Source organism: Centipeda artemidis DSM 19719 (assembly GCF_000426665.1).
Taxonomy (GTDB): domain Bacteria; phylum Bacillota; class Negativicutes; order Selenomonadales; family Selenomonadaceae; genus Centipeda; species Centipeda artemidis.
Genome location: NZ_AUFU01000001.1, coordinates 469,036 through 487,335 on the forward strand (window position 1 = coordinate 469,036; position 18,300 = coordinate 487,335).

At 57.9% G+C, this 18,300-nt stretch carries 16 protein-coding genes and 1 tRNA gene; 1 reads left to right on the plus strand and 16 read right to left on the minus strand.

The genetic code is table 11. The annotated features are described in order from the left end of the window. Positions 1–82: 82 nt before the first annotated feature. The 5 genes from K341_RS0102220 to K341_RS0102240 form a co-directional block, all read right to left on the minus strand. Positions 83–814: a class I SAM-dependent methyltransferase gene (locus K341_RS0102220; protein WP_009349611.1), complete on the minus strand. Its 732-nt coding sequence runs from the start codon at positions 812–814 to the stop codon at positions 83–85. A gap of 22 nt (positions 815–836) precedes the next feature. After that, positions 837–2,855 (minus strand): LTA synthase family protein, encoded by a 2,019-nt coding sequence (locus K341_RS0102225; RefSeq protein WP_026761703.1) that lies wholly within the window; start codon positions 2,853–2,855, stop codon positions 837–839. Between the two features lie 69 nt (positions 2,856–2,924). Beyond that, complete coding sequence (locus tag K341_RS0102230) at positions 2,925–4,121, minus strand: FtsW/RodA/SpoVE family cell cycle protein (protein WP_009349609.1); 1,197 nt, start codon at positions 4,119–4,121, stop codon at positions 2,925–2,927. Beyond that, positions 4,121–4,780 carry a tRNA (guanosine(46)-N7)-methyltransferase TrmB gene (gene trmB, locus K341_RS0102235; RefSeq protein ID WP_009349608.1) on the minus strand — a complete coding sequence of 220 codons (660 nt, stop codon included), beginning with the start codon at positions 4,778–4,780 and terminating at the stop codon, positions 4,121–4,123. Before trmB ends, K341_RS0102230 begins: the two co-directional genes overlap by 1 nt. A 48-nt stretch (positions 4,781–4,828) precedes the next feature. Beyond that, a complete protein-coding gene (locus K341_RS0102240; RefSeq protein WP_009349607.1) occupies positions 4,829–6,469 on the minus strand; it encodes a ShlB/FhaC/HecB family hemolysin secretion/activation protein in 1,641 nt (546 codons plus the stop codon). Between the two features lie 207 nt (positions 6,470–6,676). On the opposite strand from K341_RS0102240, the gene K341_RS0102245 reads away from it, so the two are divergent. Continuing rightward, positions 6,677–7,144 (plus strand): low molecular weight protein-tyrosine-phosphatase, encoded by a 468-nt coding sequence (locus tag K341_RS0102245; protein ID WP_026761704.1) that lies wholly within the window; start codon positions 6,677–6,679, stop codon positions 7,142–7,144. An 81-nt stretch (positions 7,145–7,225) separates the two neighbouring features. Here K341_RS0102245 and K341_RS0102250 read toward each other — a convergent pair. The 11 genes from K341_RS0102250 to aroC form a co-directional block, all read right to left on the minus strand. Next, positions 7,226–7,301, minus strand: a tRNA-Gln gene (locus K341_RS0102250). A 108-nt stretch (positions 7,302–7,409) separates the two neighbouring features. Next, positions 7,410–9,122 carry an ABC transporter ATP-binding protein/permease gene (locus K341_RS0102255; protein ID WP_026761705.1) on the minus strand — a complete coding sequence of 571 codons (1,713 nt, stop codon included), beginning with the start codon at positions 9,120–9,122 and terminating at the stop codon, positions 7,410–7,412. 64 nt (positions 9,123–9,186) lie between these two features. Beyond that, positions 9,187–9,735: a TonB-dependent receptor domain-containing protein gene (locus K341_RS0102260; RefSeq protein ID WP_009349603.1), complete on the minus strand. Its 549-nt coding sequence runs from the start codon at positions 9,733–9,735 to the stop codon at positions 9,187–9,189. 454 nt (positions 9,736–10,189) lie between these two features. After that, positions 10,190–11,815 carry a peptide chain release factor 3 gene (locus tag K341_RS0102265; RefSeq protein WP_009349602.1) on the minus strand — a complete coding sequence of 542 codons (1,626 nt, stop codon included), beginning with the start codon at positions 11,813–11,815 and terminating at the stop codon, positions 10,190–10,192. 16 nt (positions 11,816–11,831) lie between these two features. Then, positions 11,832–12,584, minus strand: a complete 753-nt coding sequence (locus K341_RS0102270) for an exodeoxyribonuclease III (RefSeq protein WP_009349601.1) — start codon at positions 12,582–12,584, stop codon at positions 11,832–11,834. A gap of 14 nt (positions 12,585–12,598) precedes the next feature. After that, positions 12,599–13,126, minus strand: a complete 528-nt coding sequence (gene lepB / locus K341_RS0102275; RefSeq protein WP_009349600.1) for a signal peptidase I — start codon at positions 13,124–13,126, stop codon at positions 12,599–12,601. Between the two features lie 63 nt (positions 13,127–13,189). Beyond that, a complete protein-coding gene (rplS, locus tag K341_RS0102280; protein ID WP_009349598.1) occupies positions 13,190–13,531 on the minus strand; it encodes a 50S ribosomal protein L19 in 342 nt (113 codons plus the stop codon). Positions 13,532–13,645: 114 nt separating this feature from the next. Further along, positions 13,646–15,445: a GGDEF domain-containing protein gene (locus tag K341_RS0102285; protein ID WP_026761706.1), complete on the minus strand. Its 1,800-nt coding sequence runs from the start codon at positions 15,443–15,445 to the stop codon at positions 13,646–13,648. A 56-nt stretch (positions 15,446–15,501) separates the two neighbouring features. Then, the gene (aroB, locus tag K341_RS0102290) at positions 15,502–16,593 is read right to left on the minus strand and encodes a 3-dehydroquinate synthase (protein WP_026761707.1); all 1,092 of its coding nucleotides are present in this window, start codon (positions 16,591–16,593) and stop codon (positions 15,502–15,504) included. A 2-nt stretch (positions 16,594–16,595) separates the two neighbouring features. Then, positions 16,596–17,117, minus strand: a complete 522-nt coding sequence (locus K341_RS0102295) for a shikimate kinase (protein ID WP_009349595.1) — start codon at positions 17,115–17,117, stop codon at positions 16,596–16,598. Then, positions 17,114–18,283, minus strand: coding sequence for a chorismate synthase (aroC, locus tag K341_RS0102300; protein WP_009349594.1), 1,170 nt, complete (start codon positions 18,281–18,283; stop codon positions 17,114–17,116). Before aroC ends, K341_RS0102295 begins: the two co-directional genes overlap by 4 nt. Positions 18,284–18,300 lie beyond the last annotated feature (17 nt).

Genomic DNA, 18,300 nt, shown 5'->3' on the forward strand with positions numbered 1-18,300 from the left:
GTATCTTTCTGCAAAAAAAAAATTGTACGTTTTAATTTTTTCTGCCCATCGCATAAGAAAAGGCAAGCGCCAAGATCGCGCTTCACTCTCGCTTTTTTGCATAGATTGCAAAAAACGGAACGTCGTCTGCCGGGAGCCGTTCATCGCGGCACACCACCTTGCGAATATCCCGCTCCACCACGATCTCCATACCAAGCTCCTCCAAAGTTGCGGCATCCCATGCCGGGCGATCCTTTGAACTAATCGCAAGCATGCTCTTGATAGAATCACACTCTTCTATACACGCTGCCGAAAGCATCGCATGTACCCCGGCCGGTTTTATCTGGTGTGCAAATGTGACTTTCCCGTAATCCGCGTCAAAATTAAGGAGTATCCCGCCGGGGCGCAGAACTCTCACCCATTCACGATAAGCAGCGCTTACATGCGGCAGCGTCCACGTCAGATTACGCGACACAACGACATCAAAAGACATATCCGGAAAATGCAGTTCTTGTGCATTCATTTTCATGTATCTCGGCATGGGCATCAGCCCGACGCTGTTCTTTGCCGCTTCCCGCAGCATATCCGCCGACATATCAATGCCCAGACACCGATGCCCCATAGCCGAGAGCAAAATGGAAAAAAATCCGGGCCCCGTTCCGATATCGAGAATATGCAGCTGCCTGTTTCCGGGTAAATATCGCGCAAACAAACTTCTCCATGCCTGTGCATTAACGCCCGCAAGCTCCCGGCGCCGCTTCTCGCCAAAATCGCGGCTGCGCGCATCCCAATAATGTTCGATCCGTTCCTCGATCCGCTTTTTATCCGTATCCATATCGCATCATTCCTTCGCAGTGCTAGCCGTGATTCATGCTATCGAGGAGCGCAGGATGCCGCACATAATACGCCGCCATCTCTGACCAACCGTCACGCTCCTCTGCAAAGCGCTCCGCATCATTCCGGCGCGGAATCTCGCCCGCCGACACGGCGAGTGTCTGCTCCGCGCGCTCGGCATAAAAGCCAATCTCGGCGCGCGTCACCCACGCATAGGGCGTAACGACACGGTCAATCGGCTCCGTTAGCGGCCGCTCGATCGCATAGTATTCGAATCCCTGCGGTGCAATGAGTTCAAAGAGCGTCGGCAGGATATTCATATGTCCGCCGATGGTATTGCCTGCAAAGTGCGCGGGCATCAGCTGCGGATGATACATCGCAAAGGACGTTAGGACACGCTCGCGCAGGGCGATCTCCTTGCGTTCCAGAACCTCCGCCACCGGCAGCACGCCGCCCATGTGGTCGCCCGTCACGATGAAGAGACTGTCCGAGAACGCCGCCCGCATTTCGTCAATGAACGCACAAAGAGCTCTGTCCGCATACCACGCACACGCCAGACCGCGCCGCCGGAGCCCCTTCTCGCGCAGCTCTGCGGGCGCATCCCGCAGAACCCGATCCGCATCAAATCCATAGTCCTCGAACGGCAGGAGGTAAGGTCCGTGATTCGACGTTGTATAGAGGAAGTGAAACCCGCGGTACTCCTCCGCCGCACGAATCCGCCGTGCAGCCTCTCTGAGAAAGATATGGTCATGCACGCCGAGCCATGTGCGCGGCGCATCCGGCGGGCAGATGTCGGGGCCGCCGTAAGACGCATCAAAGCCGACCGCCGGAAGGAAATGTGCGAGACTTCCCCAGTTCAAACCGCCGCCATACCAAAAATCCGTCCGGTACCCAAGCTCCTTCATTTGACGCGGCAGCGAGGTTGGCAGCGTCCCGCTCCAAAAATCCTTATTCTCATTCAGCTCCATATCCGCATCATAAATGCCGAGGAGCAGACTCGTGAGCGCCGGCTGCGAGATCATCCCCGCCGGGAGGAAATTATGGATGCTCACCGTATGAGGATCAGCGCGGAACCGCTCACTCGCCTCCATCAGATGCAGGTGCGCGAATGTCGCGTCAAAAAGAGCCTGCATATGGCTCTCTCCCAGCAGGAAGAAAATATGTCGGGGAGGTTCAATTCTGCTCCCCTGCGCGGTTCTTTTATACAGCTCGAGCGGACATTCGGCAAAGTCACGTCCGCCGGGCAGTACCGCTCTTATGATCCGCCGCGACTCCTCATCCGTATGTCTGAGCGCCTCGCGCGGCGGGCGTTTCCACACCATCTCGAGCGCGATAAAATCATCGATGGTCGCCTTGCCGAGCACGACGTCATTCTTCACGATCGGCGGCACCTCGTCCCACTCCGGCTTTTTCCGGTGACGGAACGTCCCGCCGTAGCGCAGCCAGTAAAAGAGCGCAATCGCAGCGATAAAAACCGCCACATTCGCCGCATACTGCGAGCCGCCCTCAAATGCAAACGGATACGCGACGGACGGCAGTGCAAGAAGCCCCCGCGCGGCGAGAGCACAGACCGCAAGATACGGAAAATAGCCGAGCAACAGCCACGCCCCATGATTTTGGTTGAAAAATATATCGGCAAAATTTCTCTTATCGGCATTTTTTCCAAGCCATACCGTTTGATTGAACGTATCGCGGAAATGTGCATAGAAAATCATCTTCCCAATGAACGCCGTATACAGCAGCGCCGCATAAAGGAGCACGAAAATCGTCCGCACCGTATCGGCGACGCTGAAATAAGCGGGCAAAAAGGCGCTCGGAACGGAAACAAAAAGCAGAAGTGCAAGATAGACATATGCGTTGAAGTCCATCCCCCACCAAAATCCATAGTTAAAACAGCCGAACCACTTGCGCCACTCGCCGCGCGGCGATTTTTTCGCGCGGTATGTCAAGATGAAGATCAGGCGGAACACCGCGCAGATCATCGGCGGCAGGAGCGCGATTTTTAGATCCTGCTGCGCACCAAGAAAAAAATCACTGAACATCGATTTTCCTCACAAAGCTACAATGATATTGAAAAACTGCCGCCCGCGCTCCCGCGTACGGCAGTCCCTTTATCGCACCACATGCATACGGCGGCGGCGTTCTTCCGCTTCCTCCTCTGCGCCGCGCCTCTGTGGCGCATCGCCGTCCGACGCACGGTCGTTTCGATCGGCGATGCCGAGCAGCATCCCCATCCCCGCCATCGTCACAACGAGTGAGGAGCCGCCGTAGCTAATAAAGGGCAGCGGCACACCGACGACGGGGAGGACCCCCGCAACCATCGCAAGATTTGCCAGCGCCTGACCGAGTACGAGAAAGACGATGCCGAGCGCGAGCACCTGCCCGAACACATCTTTTGCCCGAGCCGCCACGCGAAGACAGTAGATGAGAAGCACCCCGATGAAGAAAAAAATGAGCAGCACACCGAGAAAGCCGTGTTCCTGACTAAAGATCGCAAAGGCAAAATCTGTATGCGCCTCCGGCAGATACTCATATTTGCTCACGCCGTCGCCGAAGCCCATCCCAAAGATGCCGCCCGACCCGATCGTCGAAAGCGACTGCACCATCTGATACCCTGCGTCTCGTGCGTCCGACCACGGGTCGATCCAGACCAGAATGCGCTTCATACGGTAGGGCTGGAGCGCTCCGATTCCAAGGGCGACAGCCCCGCCTACTAAACCAATCAAACTCCAGAATCGTGGACGAACAAGCAGCACAATCGCCATGAGAAGCGGCACACCGAACACGATGCACGCTGTGCCAAAATCCGGCTCACGGTAGACGAGAAACGCCATCACGAGAATCGCCCCGAACGGAACAACCACGCGCGGCCAGTCCTCCGCAATGTAAAAGTCCTCCTTCGAGAGCACCGACGAAATCGAAAACGCCCCCATCAGTACTGCCATGAGCTTCGCAAACTCTGCGGGCTGAAAGCTAAGCGGTCCAAGCGAAATCCACCGCTGCGCACCGTTCACCGTCGTCCCGACGAAGAGTACTGCGACAAGCAGGAAGAGCGTGACGCCGAGCCCCACGAACATCAGCCCGCGCCATTTGCGATAGTCTACTTTACGACAGATCACGCAGGCAATGATGCCGAAAAAGCTCCACAGTGCATGGCGCCCCAAGAAGAAATACGGATTCTCAAAATCCATCGCCGCAAGCACATAACTCGAGCTGAACACATTGACCAATCCCACCACGAGAAGAATCCCCATGATGATAACAATCGGCTCCGAATCGCTCTTAAAGAGCGTATAGCGCGTACGCATCAGTCGTGCTCCTGCGGCAGCCGCGCCGTGAGGCGCCCGATCTTCGCCCCGCGCGCGCTGAACTTGCGCTCGTACTCCGTCATGATATTCGACGGATCACCGAGTGCGTGCAGATCATGCGTCACATCCGAGAGACGCCACCCCTCCTGCGCCATCGTCTCAAGAGAGTACGCAAATAAGCCCTCATTGTCCGTCTTGAACCGGATCTCGCCGTCCGGACGCAATACTTCCCGATAACGTGCAAGGAACACCTCGCTCGTCAGCCGCCGCTTCGCATGGCGCTTCTTCGGCCACGGGTCTGAAAAATTCAAATAGATACGCCAGACCTCCCCCGGCGCGAACAGTTCCGACAGATGCGCCGCATCAAAGACAAGCAGGCGCAGATTCTTCAGCTCCCGCTCCGCCGCCTTGCGCGCAGCAAAATAGAGCACGCCCTGCTGTGCCTCCAGCCCCACATAATTGACCTCCGGATGCCGTGCCGCCAGCTCCGTGATAAAATCGCCCTTGCCCACACCGATCTCAATATGAAGCGGCGCCGTGCGGCGAAATTCATCCGCCCATCGCCCCGCAAAATGCCGGACGTCCCCGCCGAGCGGCGTCACAAAATCCGCATAGTCCTGTATCGCCGTGTCAATCCACGGTTTTCGCCGCAGTCTCATATCCTGCCCCGTTCATCTCCGCTCTTTCTCGCCACAGTATCGTCGAAATTACCAAATCTTTCCCATGAGGAACCACACACGCCCCGACGCCGCATTCTTCGGCGCAACCTGCGCATCGAGACCAATGCGCCGTGCATAGTCGAGCCGCGCGAACCAGTCGCCCGGCTTATGATAAGCCGCCCCGACACCCCAGCCGCGCAGCGTCATGCGGTTCGGCGCGCCCGCCGGCGCGTTATGGCTAATACGTACTGTCCCCGCATCGTAGAACGTACTCATCGTCAGCCCGTGCAGCGGCGTATGCCAGCGCAGTTCCGCCGTGCCGAGCACGCCTTCGTCGCCCGATGCCTCTCCCTGCGCGTAGGCACGCACACCGTTCGGCCCCCCGAGATAAAAATCCTCCGAGCTGTCGAGGTTCTGCCACGATTTTTGCCCCGACACCTTGACCATGAGATCCGCCGCATTGCCGAGCCGCTGCACCGCCGTCATATCCGCTTCAACCTTCTCGTAAGCGCCTTCGTTCGTCCGGTTGATCATGCCGAGGATGCTCGAATACAACGAATCATAGGACAAACGTCCGAGCGTAAAGTTCATATTATAATTCAGCTGCAGCCCGCGCATCCGCTGCATCCCGATCAGCCCCGCATAGACGCTGTGCGTATGCTTCTTCCCTTCGAGGTCAAACCCCGTAATATCGTCGTTCAGCCTGCGGTAGTTATAGCCGTAGCGCACCAGCAGGCTGCGGTTTGTCAGATGATAGAGCGGCGTCCGGGCAAAAAGCGTCATCGTCAGGGAATTCCCCTCCGCACCGATCGCCGCAAGCGCGCCGCCGACCTTGTAATTCATCCGCGCAATGCCGATGCCCGCCGTTGTCCCGCCGCGGCCGACTACCGTCTCATAGTTCACATAGAAATTCCGCAGGCTCCCGTTCGAAATAATCGTGCCCGCATTGACCTTATCCCCGCGCCCCGACGGATCGTAAAGCGTTTCCTGCAGGCCGTACCGGTAACGTCCTGTCCCCGTACTGCCGTAGTTCTCCACATAGAACACCGTATTGGACTCCTTCGAGTCCTCGATCCGCACCGTCAGATCGCTCGTCCCGAACGACGCACCGGGGCTCAGTACGCCCACCGCACGCGCGCCCGTCGCATCCGACACCGAGTAGAGCGCCGTCTCGAGCTTCGCCGACGTAATGATATCGTCCTTCTTCAGCCCCGCAATGATACGCGCAGCAACGGGCGTCTTCAGACGGCTCTTATTCTCAATGCGGATGTCATTGTAACGCCCCGGGATCACGCGCAGCACAATGACCCCGTCCATGCTCTCCTGCGGCGGCAGATACGCCGCAGCGGCAGGATAGCCATGCGTGCGGCAATACGTCGTCAATGCATCGACGGTGCGGCGCAGATCGGCGATCGTCTTGCCCGCCCCCATTCCCTCTTCGAGGATGCGTGAGAGCTCGTCCTTATCAAGATTCAGATCGGGCGCCTCAAGCACAAAATTCTCCACCGTAAAATGTGCTTCAAAGTCATCCTTTTGATAGGAAGGGATCCGATCCTCTACACCGATCTCGGGATGCGGTGCCATCTCCGCAATATCCTCCCCCGGCCGCGCGAGTGACGGCGCGGCAAAGACGCTTGTCCCCGCTCCCGTACAGGCGGCGCAGACAACGGCGGCAAGCCAAAGACGCATCGTTCCGTATTTTTTCCGATGATATACAGCACTGCTCACGATTGCGGTTCACTCCCAAATCATATCTCGCCCAGTTTATCATTCCATTTGTATTCTAGCATCTTCATATGCAAAAGACAAGCACGCGGCGCTTGCGGTGCAGAGAGATTTACGGTAGAATCGGCAGTACCGGAACCGAAGCCGCATCTCACAGGGAGGTCGTACGTAATGAAGAAAATACTGTTCGTCTGCCATGGCAACATCTGCCGCTCGCCAATGGCGGAATTCATCATGAAAGCATTGGTGCAGCAAACGGGGCGCACGGACGAAATCAGCGCTGCATCAAAAGCGATGCACACGGATGAAATCGGGAGCGATATGCATTACGGCACCCGCGAAGTGCTGCGCGCACACGGTATTCCCTTTACAAAGCGAAGTGCCGCGCTCATGCAGCGCTCCGATTACGACACGTATGACTACATCGTCGGCATGGATCGTGAAAACATGCGCGACCTCGACCGCCTGACGGGCGGTGATCCGGCAGGAAAGACGTACAAACTCCTCTCCTTCATCGGAGAGCGCCGCGATGTCGCCGACCCGTGGTACACCGGAGACTTCGAAACCACCTACCGCGACGTCAACGCAGGGTGCCGTGCCCTCCTCGCGCAGATTTGCAGCGAGAGCGCGGACACTTGACGATTGGCAGACCTGTCTCCATGATACAACATGAGCGCACAGAAAAACCGCAGCCGTTTGACTGCGGTTTTAATTTACAAATGGCAGGGGTAGCTGGACTCGAACCAACGCATGCGGGATTCAGAATCCCGTGCCTTACCAACTTGGCGATACCCCTATCGCTGCATGTCAGCAACATGAGAGATTATAGACGAATACGATGAGGTTGTCAAGGAAATATTTTCGGAGAGCAGGCACACGTAAAGAGGCGCCGCTACCCGTCTGTCTAAATCGCCAGTTCCCGCTCATGGAACCGCCGCAGAGAGAGGCGGTGTGCAATACTGACGATAGTACTCTCGGGACAGTACACGCGCAAAAGGCCATACATCGCTTCCTCATTAGCGTGATCAAGAGCCGATGTTGCCTCGTCCAGGAAGAGCCACGCGGGCTTTTTCAAAAAGACACGCAGGAATGCAATGCGCTGCTGCTCGCCAAGCGAAAGGGACTGTCCCCAATTCTCTTCGTCAGCCAACCGCTGCACAAGAGAGGAGAGTCCACAAGCGTGGAGGAGATCCCGCAGATAGTCGTCACTGCACGGCATCTCCCGCTGCGGGTAGACGATCGCATCCCGCAGCGTACCAAGCGGGAGATACGGTTTCTGCGGCACAAAGAACGGGGTGAAGTCCGACGGCACCGTGATCTCTCCGTCGGCATAAGGCCATATGCCCGCAAGCGTTTTGAGCAGCGTGCTCTTGCCGCGTCCGGAAGGCCCTGTGATGAGGAGCCGTTCCCCCGCAGAGATCGTGAGGTTCAGATCGCGCAGCAGTATCTCCCCGTCCGGTTTTTGCACGGTAAGCGCGCGTGCCTCCAATACATGCTCCGAATGCACGCTGCGGCGCAGATGCGATCGACGCAGCATCTCCCGCGTGTCGTCCATATGCCGGCGAAAGTCCGTAAGACGATGCACTACTGCCTGCAGCTGCGCAAACGACGCTTCGGTCGGGGAATAATAGTGCAGAACGAGATAGGCGAGCGCGTTCTCCACCTGCTGAAAGGCAACCGCCGTCTGCATCAGCCCGCCGAACTGCATCTCTCCGCTGAAGATCTTCGGCACCCCCACAAGATAGGGAAAAAGGAACGATATACGCCAATGCAGCGACGTCACCCACGAGAGCTGGCGCTGCTTCGTCATGAGACGGCGAAAGTTCTCCCATATCGAACGAAAGCGTGCGGCGGCGTCCTTTTGCTCCTTTGCCTCGCCGCAGTAGGCGGCAATGCTTTCACCATATTCGCGCAGACGTGCCAGACCAAAGCGGAAATTTGCCTCGTATTCCTGCTGCTTATAGTTCAGAGAGATCAGCGGTTTTCCAAACCAAACGGTGAAAAAGCAGCCTGCTAAAGCATAGGCCACGGCAAGCCACACCATATACCCATGCACCGGCACACCTGTCTCACCCACCGGCAGATAGAGCACGCCGGAGAGGTTCCAAAGAACGACGCTGAACGAACAGATTTTCATAACGGCGTTCAAGATACCGAGCGACAAAGACAGAACATAGTTCACGAACAAACGGATATCATCAGAAATTCGCTGATCAGGGTTATCGATATCCTCTTCTCCGCCCCGCATCACCTGCATGAAGTAATAGGTGCGGTCGCCGAGCCACGTGCCGGTATAGTTGTCCACCACCCATGCGCGCCACCGTATCTCCAAATACTGCATGAGATAGTCGCGGTTCACCTCAATAAAGATGAAGGTCACCATGTACATCGGCCAAAATTTCAGATAGTAAAAGAAATGCTCCGGGGAGACTTCTTGAATGGTATTGTAAAAGTCTTTCTGCCAGGCGTTGTAATACACCATAATGGAAACATAAACGAGCTGCATCGCGATAATGGCGACAGCCAGCAGCCGCGCCTTCCATTTATAATCGGACGTCCAAAATCCCCTGGACAGCAGCCATATATCGCGCAAAAATGCGCGGTTCAAATTTTTCACGTGCTCCTCCTGCAAAAACGGCAGGCTTTAGGCAGCCTGCCGTCTTTTCTATGTACGATACGATTTAGAGATCCGCTGAAAGCGAGAGGAGGAACGTGCGCGGATTACCTACGGTCACGCCGTAAGCGCGCGCCTGCCAGTATTTGCGGTCAAAGAGATTATTGACGCTGAGCCGCAGGGTCATCGGCGTTTTCCCAGATTGGAACTTGTAGCGGAGTCCAAGGTCAAACGTCATATAAGACGGTACTCGTACCGTGTTTGCAGGATTGATATATGCCGCTCCGGTATGGGTAAGCCGTCCTGTCACAGTCAGTCCCGGAGCAGAGGGGATGTCGTATTCGGCGTTCAGGACGGCAGTCAGCCGTGGTGCAGCCATTGCCAGCTTACCGTCGAGCGTACCGCCCGCCGTACTAATCTTTTTCGCATCGAGATACATAAGCCCCCCGAGCAGGCGGAATCCTTTCTTCGGTTCACCGAAGACGTTCACCTCGATGCCGCGGTGCCGCTCTTCGCCGTCCAATGCAACAATATATCGGCCGGGCGTCGTCGTCCTCTTGATCGTCGATGGCAGCTTCGTACTGAACGCGCTGACGGTTGCCGCGATCTTGCCCATGTAAAGCAAAAAGTAATAACAGCCATATTATAAACGATACAGATTCTCATTACAAGGGGTGTTCTATAGAAAAACCGCCGCACACATCATTTTATATGTGCACGGCGGCCTCTTATATTTTGAATCATAACCGCAGGATTTCTCACGACAGCGACACCGGTCGCTAAAATCCCGCGTCACACCGAAACGTAAGTGACGCGGAAGTTTCGATGCATAGCTAGGCATGAGGAGAATCCAAGCGAAGGCGTAGTTAAGGAGCTACGTCGAGCGCAGGATTCGACAAATAACGACGCTAGGCGCGAAAATCCCGCGTCACGCCTCCGCTTCACACCGTAACGTAAGTGAAGCGTCAGTTTGGATGCATAGCTAGGAATGAGGCGAATGCGAGCGACGGCGTAGTCAAAAGCTACTCCTAGCGAAGCATTCGACGAAATGACGACGCTAGGCGCCAAGATCACGCTTCACGTCTATCGAAGGGTACTTGTCCCAGCTCTAACTCCGGATTATTCTCCCTGATCCACCCAAGCGCCCACTCGTTATTCACGAGCAAAACAGGGTTGCCGTTCCTATCCCGGACGAACATGCCGCGGTCTGCACCGCGGAGGTCGGAGGGCTTAATGGGGCGTCCGTCGGGGAACGCGAGCCAGCGTGCGGTCTCAAAGGGCTGCATCTGCATGGTGATATCGACGTTGTATTCGTTCTTCAGGCGGTACTCGAGTACTTCGAACTGGAGTGTGCCGACGGTGCCGACGATGTAGCTGTCGAGCCCTGCGCCGACCTGTTCGAAGAGCTGTATCGCGCCTTCCTGCGTGAGCTGCTCGATGCCCTTGACGAACTGCTTGCGCTTCATGGTGTCCTTTGCGGCGACGCGCGCGAAGCGTTCGGGCGGAAACACGGGGAAGTCCTCGAATTTGAATTTGTGCGCGGGGTCGCAGAGGGTATCGCCGATGCCGAACACGCCGGGGTCAAAGAGCCCTACGATGTCGCCGGGATAGGCGGTGTCGATGATCTGCCTGTCCTGCGCGAGGAACTGCTGCGGCTGCGCGAGCTTGATGAGTTTGCCGCTCGGCGCGTGCCAGACGCTCATGTTCCGGTCAAATTTCCCGGAGGAGATGCGGATGAACGCGAGGCGGTCGCGGTGCGCGGGGTTCATGTTCGCCTGTATCTTAAAGACGAATCCGGAGAACTGTTCGTCGTCCGGTTCGATCACGCCGTCCGAGGACATGCGCGGCGCAGGCGGCGGCGCGAGGCGGATGTACTCTTCGAGAAAGTTCTGCACGCCGAAGTTCGTCATGGCGGAGCCGAAAAACATGGGCGTTAATTGTCCCGCGGCGACCGCCGCCTCGTCGAACTCCTCCCCCGCTTCGCGCAGGAGTTCGAGATCGTCCGCGAGCGCGGCGCAGGTCTCGGCGCCGACGCGTTCCTTCCACGCGGGATCGTCGGGGGCAAAGATCTCGGATGCGCGCGTCTCCTGTCCGTGTGTGCTGTCCTCGGCGAAGAGTTCGATGCGGTCTTTCTCGCGGTCGTAGACGCCGCGGTAGGTGCCGTCGGTGCCGATGGGCCAGTTCATGGGATAGGAGCTGATGCCGAGGACGTTTTCGAGTTCGTCCATAAGGTCAAGCGGCGCTTTGCCGAAGCGGTCGAGTTTATTGACAAAGGTAAAGATGGGGATGCCGCGCTGTCGACAGACGCGGAACAGCTTCCGTGTCTGCGCCTCAACGCCCTTTGCCGCGTCGAGGATCATGACGGCGCTGTCGACCGCCATGAGTGTGCGGTAGGTGTCCTCGCTGAAGTCCTGATGCCCGGGGGTGTCGAGGATGTTGATGCGGTATCCGTCGTAGTCGAACTGGAGGACGGAGGACGTGACGGAGATACCGCGCTGTTTCTCGATCTCCATCCAGTCGGAGACGGCGTGCCGCTGCGTCTTGCGCGACTTGATGGAGCCCGCGAGATGGATCGCGCCTCCGTAGAGGAGGAGCTTTTCGGTGAGCGTGGTCTTGCCCGCGTCCGGATGTGAGATGATCGCGAACGTGCGCCGTTTGGCAATCTCTGCCGCGAGCTCTTCTTTTAACGTAGCCATGAATCTTCCTTCGGATTTAGGATAATGTCAGCGAGACGGGGCAGTGGTCGCTCCCGAATACGTCCGCATGAATCTCGGCGGCGGCGATGCGCCCGCGCAGCTCCTCGGAGACGAGGAAGTAGTCGATGCGCCATCCGGCATTCGTCTCACGCGCGTGGCGCAGATACGACCACCATGTATACGCGCCGACTTTGTCGGGGTAAAGTGCGCGGAAGGTGTCGACGAAGCCCGCCGCGAGGAGTTCGCCGAATTTGCCGCGCTCTTCGTCGGTAAAGCCCGCGTTCCGGCGGTTGCTCTTGGGGTTCTTGAGGTCGATTTCCGTGTGTGCGACGTTGAGATCGCCGCAGACGACGACGGGCTTTTTCGACCGCAGTTCGAGCAGGAACGAGCGGAACGCGTCCTCCCATGCCATGCGGTAATCGAGACGTGCGAGCGCATTTTGGGAGTTTGGTGTGTAGACGGTGACGAGATAGAGATCGTCAAACTCCATCGTGATGACGCGTCCCTCGTTGTCGTGCTGCGGGATGCCGATGCCGCGGGCAACGGACAGGGGCTTTACGCGCGTAAAGATCGCGGTGCCGGAATATCCCTTTTTCTCGGCGCTGTAAAAATACTGCTCATAGCCGGGCAGATCGAGGATCGCCTGCCCCTCCTGCATCTTCGTTTCCTGCAGGCAGAAGGCGTCCGCATCGAGTTCTTTGAACGACTCCATGAAGCCCTTTTTGAGTGCGGCGCGCAGTCCGTTGACGTTCCATGATACAAAGCGCATGAAAGTCCCCCTTTTTAGAGTGTTTTATAGGCGGACAGCGGCCAGAACACCATGACCGCCTTGCCCTTGATAAGGTCGTACGGCACGAATCCGACGTCGGCAAAGCGGCTGTCCTCGGAATTGTTGCGGTTGTCGCCCATGACGAAGATATGCCCCTCCGGGACGGTCATTTTGGGGTATTCGCTCCGCGTCTTTTCGAGGATGTAATCCTCGACGAGGATTTGATCATTGACGAGAACGCGTCCCTCTCGGATCTCGATGGTATCGCCCGGGGTCGCGATCACGCGCTTGATAAAGTCGCGGCTCGGGTCGCGCGGATACTGAAAGACGAGCACCTCGCCCTTTTCGGGGGCACGGAACCGGTAGATGAATTTATTGACGACGAGCCGCTCCGCCGATTCGAGCGTGGGGCGCATCGAAGGGCCGTCCACAACGTAAAGCTCGACAATGAACGTGCGAATGAACATCGCCAGCGCCACGGCGACGACGATGGAGATGACCCAGTCCTTGATTTCTGAAGCGGTCGAATTTTCCTTTTCCATAAAATCCTCCTCTCATAACAGCAAAAATAGGGACTGCCGAAGCAGTCCCCATCGCTCTTACGATTAGCGCTTTTCCCGAATGCGGGCAGCTTTGCCCGTGAGACCGCGCAGGTAGTAGAGTTTCGCCCGGCGAACGATGCCGCGGCGCGTCACCTCGATCTTTGCGATACGCGGGGAATGCACGGGGAAGAGACGCTCGACGCCGACGCCCGATGCGATGCGGCGCACGGTGAAAGTCTCGCGGACGCCCGTGCCCTGACGTCCGATGACGACGCCCTCGAACACCTGAATGCGCTCGCGCGTGCCCTCGACGATGCGGGCATGGACGCGGACGGTGTCGCCCGGTGCAAACTGCGGAATGTCGGAGCGAAGCTGCTCCTTCTCCAGGATCTCGATGATATTCATTGTTTTCCTCCTTCGATCAGATGTTCACGGACGCCCTCTGCGCCCGGCGGACCATCTATACACATACCTGATGACTATAACATAAGATGCGCGCGGGTGCAAGGAAAAATTTTTCTAGTCCCTATTTTCGCCGTTCCGGTCGGAATCACGTCCGGTGCAGTTTGGCGGCGGCATGGCTTGACTTCGCTTTACGCCGCGTTTTGGCATGTAGAGCGCCCAGTCCGGTTCACAGGTGACGCGGTTGCGTCCGTTTTGTTTCGACTCGTAGAGGGCGGTGTCCGCACGCTTTACGATGCAGTCTGCGGTATCCTCGTCGCTGCCGTACCAAACACCGACACCGGCGCTGCACGTAACCTGATCCGAGGGGTGAATGCGTTCCTCGGAGACCGCCTCGCGGATCACGTTGGCGAATGCCTGCGCCTGCGCACCGTCGTAGTGCAGGCAGAGGAGGATGAACTCCTCGCCGCCCCAGCGGATGAGTATATGGCGCCGATCGAGAAAGGCTTTGATCGTGCGGGCAAAATTCACAAGCACGACGTCGCCGACATCGTGACCGTAAGTGTCGTTGATGCGTTTGAAGTGGTCAATGTCAAACATGATCAGTGAGAACGGCTCGCCTGTGTCGCGGGCAATCCGCATGAAGTCGTGCACTGCCGACGGAAATTTGTTGCGGTTGTAGCAGCTCGTGAGAGGATCAACCTCCATACGCTTTGTGACCGCATCCACCTGACTTTCGAGCGATGCGGACAGATCGGAGAGATAGCGTTCGTTCGCCGCTCGGTCAAGGATCAGCCGGACAATAAAGAATGCCACTGTATAGATGCCGAACGGCAGGAGGTAAGTGTTCCACGCAAAGACACGGAACTGGAACGACAGCCCATCAAGAACCGCAAGTATCGACAGTGCGGCAAACGCAATGAGGATCGGACGGCAGTACATATTCCCCTTTTTGTGACAGCTCCAAAGCCAATAGGCTGTTGGAATGCCGCAGATAACGAGCGTGGGATAGAAGAAGAACCGCATAAGATACATGCCGTATAAGCCGCAGAGCTCAAGCACAACCGCGGCGAGAATAATGGCGATGTAGGCGTAGGAAACGCGCAGGACGCGCTTTTTATAATCCTCATCGATCACATGGTAGATGAGCCAATATCCCGCGAGAATGATGAGATATGCCGCCGTCATCTCGACATACCACCAAAACACAGGATAATCGAGCCAGAGCAGCATGAGACTCGATGAGCCAAGCATCCACACAAAGAATATGAAGAGGAAGGTAATCAGACGCACATAGGTGGCGCGCAGTTTTTTCTCGGTAAAAAAGTAGACGCCGAGCAGAATGATGAAGATGACGAGCGCCGTCACACCGCTGACATAGGGGAAATCATGGAGAAAGACGTGTTCGATCAAATGGGAGGATTTATCCAGCCGTACACGGTCAAACTGTCCAAGAACCCACCGGTTGTCGGCATACACCTGCATGACAAGATGCCGCCCCGACGCCCAGGCAGGCAGGTTGACGAGGTGCCACTTGCGCCCGTATGTATAGTCGCGGTGCTTGAGTGCGCCATAGCGATAGATGGGAAGTCCGTCGAGAAACACCTGCACGGACTGATCGTTCGTCGAGAAAAAAAGACTGTCATCCGCCGCCGTATTCAGAGGAATAAACACGCGTACCCAAACGTAATGTTCATCGTTCGGGACGGCAACGCCGTACTGTGGATTGAATTTCCGCCACTGCCCCTCTTCCGGCGAAAAATTCGGCGGCCGCTTCGCGGGGGTCTGCGGCATTGGTGTGCTTTCTGCCCAGTATTCCCATTCCAAATCGGTCGCCGCCGCAGATACCGCATGCCCGAAGCATAGTATAACTGCAGCAATCAGCGTCCCGATCAGCGAATACAGATGCGATCGCACACACTCACCTCCCCACATTGTTCATTCGTTGAAAATAAGTTTTTCTTAAGTGCACTTCAGGGACCTTTGACTATTTTTGCCAACGCACGCCGCACCGTCTCCTCCGGCACATCGGCGCGTACCTCCGTGCTCCCGATGCCCTTCGCAAGCACCCAGTGGAGACGCCCCCCGACGGTCTTTTTATCGTGAAAGAGATCGGCGTACATCGCATCAGGTGCGACGCCCTCCGCGCACAGCGGCAGCCCGACACCGCAAAGAAGGGCTTCGATGCGTGCGCGCTCCTCCGGCGCGAGCAGTCCCATCTCCTCACTGATATACGCCGCACCGACCATGCCGACGGCGACCGCTTCACCATGACGATACCGCGTGTAGCCTGTCTCCGTCTCGACGGCGTGGGCGATCGTATGTCCGAAATTGAGGATGCGCCGAAGCCCGCCCTCGTACTCGTCGCGTGCAACGACGTCCGCCTTGATCTCGCAGGAGCGCGCGATCATATGTATCGCGGCTTCCCGCCGGAGTGCACACACATCGCCGGTGTGTTCCGCAAGCCATGTGAAGAAATCCGCGTCCGAGATGATGCCGTATTTGATGATCTCCCCGAGTCCCGAAGCGATCTCACGCGGCGGGAGCGCGTGCAGGAAATCGAGGTCGATAAAGACCGCCGCAGGCTGATAGAACGCGCCGATGAGATTCTTTCCGAGCGGATGATTGACGGCGACCTTGCCGCCGACACTCGAATCCACCTGTGCGAGGAGGCTGGTCGGTATCTGGACAAAGGGCACACCGCGCATATACGTTGCCGCAATAAATCCTGCGAGGTCGCCGACGACGCCGCCGCCAAGCGCAAAGATCGGCGACCTGCGGTCAAGCCCGAGCTCGATGGCGCGCGTGTAGATGAGGTTCGCCATGTCGAGCGATTTCGACGGCTCTCCCGCGGGAATCGTGACGATCTCGGCCGCAATCCCCGCGCGTGTGAGTGTCTCGGCGACCTGTGCGCCATAGAGCGCGCCAACCTGCGCGTCGGTCACAAGCAGTCCGCGCGAAGAGAAGTCCGCCGCGCGCACGAATGCCGCGAGCTCGTCCATGAGTCCGCCGCCGATATAGATATGATAGCTGCGCTCTCCGAGCGCGACTTCTACCGTTCGCATTGTTATTTTCTCCATATCCGTATGGTCTGCATAATATGCTCTGCGATCTCGAGCGGCGCGCGTCCCGTCGTGTCAACGGTAACGTCCGCGCCTGCGTAGAGGAGCCGCCGCTCCTCCATAAGCGCGGCGACGGCGGCACGGCGATCCCCCTCATCCGCACGGTCGAGCACAGGGCGCTGCCCGCGCGCCGCCGTACGTGCAAGGATGGTATCAATGTCTGCGGTCAGCGCAACGATGATGCCGTTTTTACGCAGCGCTCGCATGTTCTCCGCGTCCTTGACAACGCCGCCGCCCGTCGCAACGACGAGGTTCCCGCGCGCCGCCGCTGCGGCGACCGCTTCCTTTTCGCGAGCGCGGAAGTATGGCTCGCCGTGGCGGACAAACATCTCGGGGATGGTCATGCCGTGCGCTTCCTCGATCTTTTTATCGAGATCGTGAAAAGCGCAGCCGAGCCGCGCTGCTAGAAGACGCCCGACGCTCGTCTTGCCCGTCCCCATAAAACCGATCAAAACGATGTTTTTCATACGTCCTGCCATCTGCTGTCAATACGCGCGCGATATGCCGCAAGGGACGCCATGAGATCCGTCATCGTATCCGCGTGGAACATGGTGCAGACCGCGTCCGCGAGTACGAATGAGAGCATCGCCTCGCCGACGGCGGATGCGGCGGGCACGGCACAGCAGTCGCTGCGTTCCTTTGCGGCAGACACTTCTTTCTTCGATGCGATATCGATCGTATGAAGCGGTGCCATGAGCGTCGGGATGGGCTTCATCACGGCGCGCACGACGAGCGGTTCTCCGTTTGTCATACCGCCCTCGAGTCCGCCTGCGCGGTTCGTGCGGCGATATGGACGCCCGTCCGCGTCCATATAGATTTCGTCATGAATCTCGCTGCCCGGCACATGCGCGCAGGCAAATCCCGCGCCGATCTCGACGCCCTTGATCGCCTGAATGGACATGAGCGCCCCTGCGAGCCGCCCATCGAGCCGCCGATCCCACTGCACATGTGAACCGAGCCCTGCGGGAAGCCCGCGCACAACGATCTCAAAGATGCCGCCGAGGGTATCGCCCACCGCCTTTGCCGCGTCGATGCGCGCCTTCATGCGTACCGCGGCGTCCGGATCGCAGCAGCTCAGGTCGGCGCTGTTCGTGACGCCGATGTCCTCGTCGCGGATCGCCGCGCGGTTCACCGCTTCGCCGCCGATCACCGTTACATGCGACGCAACGGTGATCCCGAGTTCCCGCAGCAGCGCGCCGCAGACTGCACCGACGGCAACGCGCATGGTTGTCTCCCGCGCGCTCGACCGCTCAAGGATGTCGCGTGCGTCCGTGCGTTCATATTTCAACACGCCCGTCAGATCGGCATGTCCCGGGCGCACCGCCGTGACCTTTGCACCTGCGGGTGCACCGAAGGGATCCATGCGATCCGTCCAGTTTTCAAAATCGCGATTGACCACCTGCAAGGTGAGCGGCGAACCAAGGGTCTCGCCGAACCGCATTCCTGAAAGCACCGTGACGCGATCCGTCTCGATCTTCATGCGGTCGCCGCGCCCGTATCCGCGCTGTCTACGTGCGAGTGCATCGTCGATCGCCGCACGCGGGATCCTGAGCCCGGCAGGCACCCCCTCGAGTATCGCCGTGAGCGCCGCACCGTGCGACTCACCCGCCGTCATAAAACGCAGTCCGCCCATTGATATCCCTTCCCATG

What these genes read in the sequence shown, in the direction of transcription:
- K341_RS0102220 (WP_009349611.1), bottom strand. Translation starts at nt 814, where the DNA reads ATGGATACGGATAAAAAGCGGATCGAGGAACGGATCGAACATTATTGG.
- K341_RS0102225 (WP_026761703.1), bottom strand. Translation starts at nt 2,855, where the DNA reads ATGTTCAGTGATTTTTTTCTTGGTGCGCAGCAGGATCTAAAAATCGCG.
- K341_RS0102230 (WP_009349609.1), bottom strand. Translation starts at nt 4,121, where the DNA reads ATGCGTACGCGCTATACGCTCTTTAAGAGCGATTCGGAGCCGATTGTT.
- trmB (WP_009349608.1), bottom strand. Translation starts at nt 4,780, where the DNA reads ATGAGACTGCGGCGAAAACCGTGGATTGACACGGCGATACAGGACTAT.
- K341_RS0102240 (WP_009349607.1), bottom strand. Translation starts at nt 6,469, where the DNA reads ATGCGTCTTTGGCTTGCCGCCGTTGTCTGCGCCGCCTGTACGGGAGCG.
- K341_RS0102245 (WP_026761704.1), top strand. Translation starts at nt 6,677, where the DNA reads ATGAAGAAAATACTGTTCGTCTGCCATGGCAACATCTGCCGCTCGCCA.
- K341_RS0102260 (WP_009349603.1), bottom strand. Translation starts at nt 9,735, where the DNA reads ATGGGCAAGATCGCGGCAACCGTCAGCGCGTTCAGTACGAAGCTGCCA.
- K341_RS0102265 (WP_009349602.1), bottom strand. Translation starts at nt 11,815, where the DNA reads ATGGCTACGTTAAAAGAAGAGCTCGCGGCAGAGATTGCCAAACGGCGC.
- K341_RS0102270 (WP_009349601.1), bottom strand. Translation starts at nt 12,584, where the DNA reads ATGCGCTTTGTATCATGGAACGTCAACGGACTGCGCGCCGCACTCAAA.
- lepB (WP_009349600.1), bottom strand. Translation starts at nt 13,126, where the DNA reads ATGGAAAAGGAAAATTCGACCGCTTCAGAAATCAAGGACTGGGTCATC.
- rplS (WP_009349598.1), bottom strand. Translation starts at nt 13,531, where the DNA reads ATGAATATCATCGAGATCCTGGAGAAGGAGCAGCTTCGCTCCGACATT.
- aroB (WP_026761707.1), bottom strand. Translation starts at nt 16,593, where the DNA reads ATGCGAACGGTAGAAGTCGCGCTCGGAGAGCGCAGCTATCATATCTAT.
- K341_RS0102295 (WP_009349595.1), bottom strand. Translation starts at nt 17,117, where the DNA reads ATGAAAAACATCGTTTTGATCGGTTTTATGGGGACGGGCAAGACGAGC.
- aroC (WP_009349594.1), bottom strand. Translation starts at nt 18,283, where the DNA reads ATGGGCGGACTGCGTTTTATGACGGCGGGTGAGTCGCACGGTGCGGCG.